9 protein-coding genes are annotated in these 8,094 nt (G+C 68.6%); all 9 read left to right on the forward strand.

Going from position 1 to position 8,094, the window contains the following annotated elements; translation table 11 throughout:
• The first annotated feature begins 10 nt into the window (after window positions 1-10).
• The 9 genes from VK98_RS19170 (at window position 11) to VK98_RS19210 (ending at window position 7,757) form a co-directional block, all read left to right on the forward strand.
• A complete protein-coding gene (locus VK98_RS19170) occupies window positions 11-1,489 on the forward strand; it encodes a S8 family peptidase (protein ID WP_048415572.1) in 1,479 nt (492 codons plus the stop codon).
• A gap of 131 nt (window positions 1,490-1,620) precedes the next feature.
• Entirely contained in the window at window positions 1,621-2,442 is an 822-nt protein-coding gene (locus tag VK98_RS19175; protein WP_048415589.1) for a CPBP family intramembrane glutamic endopeptidase, read from the forward strand.
• A gap of 102 nt (window positions 2,443-2,544) precedes the next feature.
• Window positions 2,545-3,033, forward strand: a complete 489-nt coding sequence (gene purE, locus VK98_RS19180) for a 5-(carboxyamino)imidazole ribonucleotide mutase (protein WP_048415573.1) — start codon at window positions 2,545-2,547, stop codon at window positions 3,031-3,033.
• Window positions 3,033-4,163 carry a 5-(carboxyamino)imidazole ribonucleotide synthase gene (locus VK98_RS19185; RefSeq protein ID WP_048415574.1) on the forward strand — a complete coding sequence of 377 codons (1,131 nt, stop codon included), beginning with the start codon at window positions 3,033-3,035 and terminating at the stop codon, window positions 4,161-4,163. Before purE ends, VK98_RS19185 begins: the two co-directional genes overlap by 1 nt.
• Before the next feature lie 39 nt (window positions 4,164-4,202).
• A complete protein-coding gene (locus tag VK98_RS19190) occupies window positions 4,203-4,622 on the forward strand; it encodes a fosfomycin resistance glutathione transferase (RefSeq protein ID WP_048415575.1) in 420 nt (139 codons plus the stop codon).
• Window positions 4,619-5,305, forward strand: coding sequence for a DNA alkylation repair protein (locus tag VK98_RS19195; RefSeq protein WP_048415576.1), 687 nt, complete (start codon window positions 4,619-4,621; stop codon window positions 5,303-5,305). The genes VK98_RS19190 and VK98_RS19195 overlap by 4 nt, the downstream gene beginning before the upstream one ends.
• Window positions 5,302-6,180 carry a phosphoribosylaminoimidazolesuccinocarboxamide synthase gene (locus VK98_RS19200; protein ID WP_048415577.1) on the forward strand — a complete coding sequence of 293 codons (879 nt, stop codon included), beginning with the start codon at window positions 5,302-5,304 and terminating at the stop codon, window positions 6,178-6,180. Before VK98_RS19195 ends, VK98_RS19200 begins: the two co-directional genes overlap by 4 nt.
• A gap of 439 nt (window positions 6,181-6,619) precedes the next feature.
• Complete coding sequence (locus tag VK98_RS19205; protein WP_048415578.1) at window positions 6,620-7,165, forward strand: cysteine hydrolase family protein; 546 nt, start codon at window positions 6,620-6,622, stop codon at window positions 7,163-7,165.
• 10 nt (window positions 7,166-7,175) lie between these two features.
• Window positions 7,176-7,757: a GNAT family N-acetyltransferase gene (locus VK98_RS19210; protein WP_048415579.1), complete on the forward strand. Its 582-nt coding sequence runs from the start codon at window positions 7,176-7,178 to the stop codon at window positions 7,755-7,757.
• Window positions 7,758-8,094: the final 337 nt, after the last annotated feature.

Raw genomic sequence — 8,094 nt, forward strand, 5'->3', positions numbered from 1 at the left:
GCAACAGAATATGAATCGCAAAAACTCGCTGTCCCTGCTGACCGCCGCGCTGCTGGCCGGCGCCGGCGCCGACATCGCCGCCGCGGCGCCCTCCGCCGCCGGCATCACCGGCATCATCGTCAAATACCACAGCGTCTCCCAGCTGCAACTGACCCAGGCGCGCATCGCCAACGGCGGCCGCGCGCCGTCCAGCCGCCCGGCCGACTTCGCCGCCCGCACCCAACGCGTGCAGCAACTGAGCGGCAGCCCGCTGCAATTCCATCACCAGATGGGCACCGGCGCCTACGTCTATCAAAGCGGCAAGGCGCTGAGCGTGGCCGAGGCCCAGACCCTGGCGCGCAAGATCCAGCAAGACCCGGCGGTGGAATACGCCGAGCCGGACTTCGTGATGAGCCCCAACTACCTGCCCAGCAGCCCGCTGTACGCCGGCAAGCAATGGGACATGCAAGCCAGCGCCGCCGAACCGGGCGCGATGAACCTGCCGGCGGCCTGGGACCTGTCGCTGGGCGCCGGCGTCACCGTGGCGGTGCTGGACACCGGCTACCGTCCGCACGCCGACATCAAGCCCAATCTGCTGGAACCGGGCTACAACTTCATCTCCGACGCCAAGCGCGCCCGCCTGCCGGCGGTGGCGCAAACCAACGCCGACGGCAGCCCGCTCTTGGACAGCAACGGCCAGCCGGTGCAAAGCGCGCGCACCAACAACGGCCTGGACCAGGGCGACTACAGCGACGGCAGCCTGTGCCGCGCCGGCAACAGCAGCTGGCACGGCACCCACGTGGCCGGCACCATCGCCGCGGCCGCCGGCGACGCCAACGGCCTGACCGGCGTGGCGCCCAAGGCCAAGCTGCTGCCGCTGCGCGTGCTGGGCCAGTGCGGCGGCGCCAGCTCGGACATCGCCGACGCCATGCTGTGGGCGGTGGGCGCCACCGTGCCCGGCGCGCCGGTCAACGCCAATGTGGCGCGGGTGCTGAGCATGTCCCTGGGCGGCGCCCAGCCGTGCAGCCGCACCTACCGCGACGCCATCCAGCAAGTCAACGCCCGCAACGGCGTGGTGGTGGTGGCCGCCGGCAACGCGATGAAGAACGTGCGCAACACCAACCCGGCCAGCTGCCCCGGCGTGATCACCGTGGCCTCCAACGGCAAGTCCGGCGGCATCGCCTCCTACTCCAACTACGGCGCGATGACCACCGTCACCGCGCCGGGCGGCGATCTCAACAGCGGCGACCCCGGCATCTACTCCACGCTGAACAGCGGCACCACCGTGCCAGGCGCCGACAGCTACGCCGCCTTCCAGGGCACCTCGATGGCCACGCCCCACGTCGCCGGCCTGGTGGCGCTGATGCTGTCCTCCAACCCCAGCCTCAACTGGAAAGCGGTGCGCAACATCCTGATCAAGACCGCGCGCCAACCGGCGGCGGACTGCGAAGGATGCTCCGCCGGCATCACCGACGCCGCCGCGGCGGTGCGCGCGGCCAAACTCAACTAAACATCGCCTCTCCCCGCACACGGGAGCGCTCTGCCGTCGCGGGTCCGGTTCCGGCCTGACCCGCGGCGGTCTTTTTGTCGCCGCCCCGCTTCAGTATCATGGGCTTTCCGCCCATCCCCCGCGAGCCCGCCATGCCCCTGCCCAATACCCTCACCCTGGCCGCCTTCGCCCTGCTGGCTTTGGCCCTGCTGGCGGAAAGCCTGCGCCTGCGCTGGCCGTCGCGTCTGGCCGCGCTCAGCAGCGCCGGCGTCGCCGTCACCTGCGGCCTGGTGCAGCCCTTGGGCGCGGCGGCCCTCGTCGCCGCCCTCGCCGTCAGCCTGGCCGCGCAGCGCTACCGGCGGCCGGAACTGTGGCTGGTCTGGATCGCCCTGCTGCTGGCGCTGGCGCTGCACGCGCTGCCCGGCTTCGACAACCCCTTGCTGTGGCAGGGCCTGAGCGCGCCCAACAGCGCGCCCTACCGGCTGTACTGGAGCTACGACAAGGGCGCCGCCGGCTGGCTGCTGTTGATGGTGCTGAGCGCCAGCCCGCAGGTGGAGCGGCGCTGGGGCCCGGCCGCCGCCGGCGTCGGCGCGCTGCTGCTGCTGATCGTGCTGGGCCTGGCCAGCGTGGCCGGCGTCATCGCCTGGGCGCCGAAGTTGCCGCACTGGCTGCTGCCCTGGCTGTTCGCCAACTTCTTCCTGGTCTCGCTGGCCGAGGAAGCCTTCTTCCGCGCCGGCCTGCAACGCTGGCTGGAACTGCGCACCGAACCCTTCGCCGCCTTGATGGCCGCCTCCGTGGCCTTCGGCCTGGTCCACGTCGCCGGCGGCTGGGTCTGGGTCGGCCTCGCCACCCTGGCCGGGCTCGGCTACGGCCTGGTTTACGCCGCCACCCGCCAGGTCTTGTGGGCGGTGCTGGCCCATGTCGCCTTCAACGCTGTGCACCTGATTCTGTTCACTTATCCGCGGCTGATGTGATATGCCCTAAGTACCTTGATGTCAAAATAAAAAACCATAACGGCAGCAGGCCCCAATCGGGTAAAATCCCGGCTTTAGCCTCAACCAGCGAGCTTCTCCGCCATGATTGAAGTCGGCATCGTGATGGGTAGCAACAGCGATTGGGAAGTCATGCAGAACGCCGCCCGCGTGCTCAAGGACTTCGGCATCGCCTGTGAAACCCGCGTCGTCTCCGCCCACCGTACTCCCGACCTGCTGTTCCAATACGCAGAAACCGCTGCCGAGCGCGGCCTGAAGGCCATCATCGCCGGCGCCGGCGGCGCCGCCCACCTGCCGGGCATGCTGGCCGCCAAGACCCATGTGCCGGTGCTGGGCGTGCCGGTGCCGTCCAAATACCTGCGCGGCGAGGATTCGCTGCTCTCCATCGTGCAAATGCCCAAGGGCATCCCAGTGGCCACCTTCGCCATCGGCGAGGCCGGCGCCGCCAACGCCGCGCTGTTCGCCGTCGCCATGCTGGCCACCACCCGCCCGGAACTGGCGGAACAACTGGTCGCCTTCCGCCGCAAGCAAGAAGAAACCGTGCTGGCGATGACCCTGCCGGAGATCGAATAATGGCCGCCATCCTGCCCCCGGCGATGCTGGGCATCCTGGGCGGCGGCCAGCTGGGCCGCATGTTCGCCGTGGCCGCCAAGACCATGGGCTACCGCGTCACCGTGCTGGACCCGGACGAAGCCGCGCCGGCCGCTGACTTCGCCGACCGCCACCTGTGCGCGCCGTTCAACGACCCGGCCGCGCTGGAAGACCTGGCCAAAAGCTGCGCCGCCGTCACCACCGAATTCGAGAACGTCAACGCCGACGCGATGCGCCAGTTGGCCAAGACCACCCGCGTGTCGCCGTCCGGCGACTGCGTCGCCATCGCCCAGGACCGCATCGCGGAAAAAGCCTGGATCCGCAAGGCCGGCCTGCCCACCGCCCCGTATCTGGCCATCCAGAGCGTGGAGGACATCCAAGTCGAACTCGCGCCCTACCTGCCCGGCATCCTGAAAACCGCGCGGCTGGGCTACGACGGCAAGGGCCAGGTGCGGGTGAGCAACGCCGAGGAAGCGCGCGCCGCCTACGCCAACCTGGGCGGCCAGGCCTGCGTGCTGGAAAAAATGCTGGACCTGCAACTGGAAGTGTCCGCCATCGTCACCCGGGTCAGCGCCACTCAGAGCGCGGTGTTCCCGGTGGCCGAGAACATCCACGCCGACGGCATCCTGGACGAATCCATCGTGCCGGCGCGCATCAAGCCGGCGCTGGCCGCCGAAGCGCAGAGCATGGCGATGCGGCTGGCCGAAGCGCTGGACTACGTCGGCGTGCTGGCGGTGGAGTTCTTCGTGCTGGCCGACGACAGCCTGGTGATCAACGAGATCGCGCCGCGGCCGCACAACTCCGGCCACTACACGCTCACCGCCTGCCTGACCGACCAGTTCCAGCAACAGGTGCGCGCAATGTGCGGCCTGCTGCCGGGCCGCACCGACCTGCTCAGCCCGGTGGTGATGGTCAACCTGCTGGGCGATGTGTGGAAGGACAACGGCGGCCAGCCAAACTGGGACGTACTGGCGGAAGCGCCCAACGCCCAACTGCATCTGTACGGCAAGAAAAGCGCGCGCCCCGGCCGCAAGATGGGCCACTTCAATGTGATGGCGGCCACGGCCGACGAAGCCTTGGACCAGGCCCGGGCCTTGAAGGACACTTTGTAAGCGCACGGCGAAACCTCAGGGTTTCGCCATTTTTTCGCCATGACACTGAACGGCCTCAATCACCTGACCCTGGCGGTGCGCGATCTGGAGCGCGCCTGGGACTTCTACGCCCTCACCCTGGGCTGCCGTCCCCACGCGCGCTGGGACGGCGGCGGCTATCTGAGCCTTAACGGCCTGTGGCTGTGCCTGTCCTTGGACCCCGCCGCCGCGCCGGCCCCCGGCTACACCCATTACGCCTTCAGCGTGGACGCCGCCGACTTCCCAGCCTGGCGCGAACGCCTGGCCGCCGCCGGCGTCCGTCAATGGCGGGACAACCGCAGCGAGGGCGACTCGCTCTACTTCCTGGACCCGGACGGCCATCAGCTGGAACTGCACGTCGGCACGCTGGCCTCGCGGCTGGCCACCTGCCGCGCCCGGCCTTACGCCGGCATGCGCTTCTTCGACGAGGCCCCGGCGTGAACGCCGCCATCGCCGCGCTGCGCGCCGGACTGAGCGCCGCCGCCGTTCCCGGCAAGGCCGCGCCGATGCGCGCCTATATGCGCGAGCAGTTCGACTATCTCGGCGTGCCCACGCCGGCGCGCCGCAAAGTCTCCACGCCCTGGATCCGCGCGCTGAACACCCAATCCGCGGAACACTGCCTGGATCTGGCCGAGCAGCTGTGGCGGCAGCCGGAGCGTGAATTCCAATACGCGGCGGTGGACCTGCTGACCGCGCGCGCCGAGGAACTGCCGGCCGCCAGCCTGCCGCGGCTGCTGACCCTCGCCGCCGCCAAGCCCTGGTGGGACTGCGTGGACGGCTTGGCCGCCTGGGTGGTCGGCGCCCTGGTGCGCCAACACCGGAGCTTGCAACACGACATGGACGCGCTCAGCGGCGACGCCGACTTCTGGCTGCGCCGCGTCGCCATCCTGCACCAGCTGCGCTGGAAAGCCGACACCAACGCCGAACGGCTGTTCCGCTACTGCGCCGCCAATGCCGGCGACGCCGAATTCTTCATTCGCAAGGCCATAGGCTGGGCCTTGCGCGAATACGCTTACACCGACGCCAGCGCCGTGCGCGCCTTTGTCGCGGCCACGCCGCTATCCGGGCTCAGCCGGCGCGAAGCGCTGAAACACATTGCCCGCTCCACCGAGGATTTCCGATGACAGGACTCAACACCACCCAACTGACCAGCTTGAAGAAAATCTACTCCGGCAAGGTCCGCGACCTGTACGAGATCGACGACAAGCGCATGCTGATGATCGCCACCGACCGGCTGTCCGCCTTCGACGTGATCCTGGACGACCCCATTCCCGGCAAGGGCCAGATCCTCACCGCCATCTCCAACTTCTGGTTCGACAAGCTCCAAGCGCTGGTGCCCTGCCACCTGACCGGCGACGCGCCGGAAGACGTGGTCTCCGCCGCCGACCTGCCGCAAGTGGCCGGCCGCGCCGTGGTGGCCAAGCGCCTGAAGCCGGTGCCGATCGAAGCCGTGGTGCGCGGCTACCTGGCCGGCTCCGGCTGGAAGGAATACCGCCAGAGCGGCACCGTCTGCGGCCTGGCGCTGCCGGCCGGTCTGCGCGAAGCCGACAAGCTGCCCGAACCCATCTTCACCCCGTCCACCAAGGCGGCGGTGGGCGACCACGACGAAAACATCAGCTACCAGCGTTGTGAGGAAATCGTCGGCGCCGAGCTGGCCGCCCAGGTGCGCGACACCGCGATCAAGCTCTACCGCGCCGCCGCCGAATTCGCCGCCAGCCGCGGCATCATCATCTGCGACACCAAGTTCGAGTTCGGCCTGGACGAGAACGGCGTGCTGACGCTGATGGACGAAGCGCTGACCCCGGACTCCAGCCGCTTCTGGCCGGCGGACAGCTACGCGCCGGGCGGCAACCCGCCGTCTTTCGACAAACAGTTCGTCCGCGACTGGCTGGAAGCCTCCGGCTGGGACAAGCAGGCGCCGGCGCCGACGGTGCCGCTGGAGGTGCGCGAGAAGACCGCGGCCAAGTATAAAGAAGCGCTGGACAGGCTGACCGCCTAAGCGCCTGTTTACCTTGCCGGGTACTTTCGAATCCGCTTCGCGGATAATGATTAAGGGCCGGTTCCGCCCGGCAAACGGAAAGGGAGATTTGCGCGGCCAAATCTCCCTTTACCCTAAAGGCCGCCCTGCAAGCCTGGCCTACGGCTTCCCGCCGGTTCCCGTCAGTCCCGAGGCGCGGCTGAACTCGCAGCGCGCTAACGTCGCGCTGCTCGAACAGGCAGCCGCTTAAGACCTCGGGCCTGCCACCCGTCGACAGGCTTGAAGGGACCTGGGGCGCGTCGGATACGCGGTTTCCTGAGTATTGAATAATGTTTCAAAGCACTGCCGGAAAATCGTAAACACATTCTCCGAGCCAGTTCCAAGCCCCGCCCCGGCGGGGCTTGCTTTTTAAGCCATTTCATATGACATTGGCGACTCAATCCCGCGACAGGAAACCCCGATGAAAACCGCCCTGCTGATCATAGACGTGCAAAGCGGCATGTTCGACAATGAACCGCGCGCCGACCAGGCCGACGCCGTCATCGCCCGCCTCAACCAACTGGCCGCCGCCGCGCGCGCGGCCGGCGCGCCGGTGATCTGGGTCCAGCACGAACGCGCCAGCGCGCCGCTGACCCACGGCTCGCCGGAATGGCAACTGGCCCGCGGCCTGGACGCCCAGCCGGACGACTGCTACCTGCGCAAGACCACGCCGGACTCCTTCCTGAACACCGGCCTGCACCAGCAACTGCAACAATCGGACATCGGCCAACTGGTCATCGCCGGCTACGCCAGCGAATTCTGCATCGACACCACCACCCGCAGCGCGGCCGCCCACGGCTACGCCATCATCCTGGCCAGCGACGCGCACACCACCCACGACAAGGACCACGCCAGCGCCGCCCAGATCCGCGCTCATGAAAACGCCACCCTGCCCAAGCTGGGCAGCTTCGGCGTGCCCATCCTGCTGCGCGCGGCGGCCGAAATCGCCTTTCCGGCCAGCGCCTGACCGCCCCCGCATGCCCATCGCCCAAGCCACCCTGAGCACGCCGCGCCTGCTGCTGTTGCCGGCGCAGCCGGCGCTGGCGCGCGCGATGCTGGATTTTCACGTCCGCAACCGCCAGCACTTCGAGCCCTGGGACCCCAAGCCCGGCGACATGTTCTTCACCGAGCTGTACTGGACCATGCAGCTGCGCCAGCGCGCGCGCGACTGGGAAGACGGCCGCGGCGGCCGCTACCTGCTGGCGCTGCACGCCGAACCGGAGCGGGTGATAGGCAGCGTCGGCCTCAGCAACATCAGCCGCGGCGCCTTCCAGTCCTGTCACCTGGGCTACGGGCTGGACCAGCACTGCCAAGGCCAGGGCCTGATGCGCGAAGCGCTGGAGGCGGTGATACGCTGCGCCTTCGACACCCTCAAGCTGCACCGGATCCAGGCCAATTACCAGCCGCACAATCTGCGCAGCGCCGGCCTGCTCAAGCGGCTGGGCTTCGAAATAGAAGGCCACGCCAAGAACTACCTCTACCTGAACGGCGGCTGGCGCGACCACGTGCTGACCTCTCGGCTCAACCCGGACTTCGACCCGGAGCACATGCTGGCCTGAACGTCTGCCCACGGCGCGCTGCGCGTCGGTCAACACAAGACCAAGAGCCTGTGCACGACCTTTTCAGTGTTTTGACCCTGGCTTGGCGCACAGGAAACCGCCGATCCGAAGCGCCCTAAACCTCTTCAAGACCTCCGCGTGGGTATCGCTGCACGCCACCTACCCTACCCCTGGCCAACGACCGCACGTAGGGTGAGTGGAGCCGCAGGCGGTACCCACCACCCGCCGCCGCGGTCCGCACCCACGAGTTTCCACCCCCGTTCGCTTCAGACGCAGACTCCCGCGTGGGTATCGCTGCGCGCCACCCGCCGGCCCCCTGGCCAACGACCGCACGTAG

It is taken from the genome of Chromobacterium sp. LK11, assembly GCF_001043705.1.
Taxonomy (GTDB): Bacteria; Pseudomonadota; Gammaproteobacteria; order Burkholderiales; family Chromobacteriaceae; genus Chromobacterium; species Chromobacterium alkanivorans.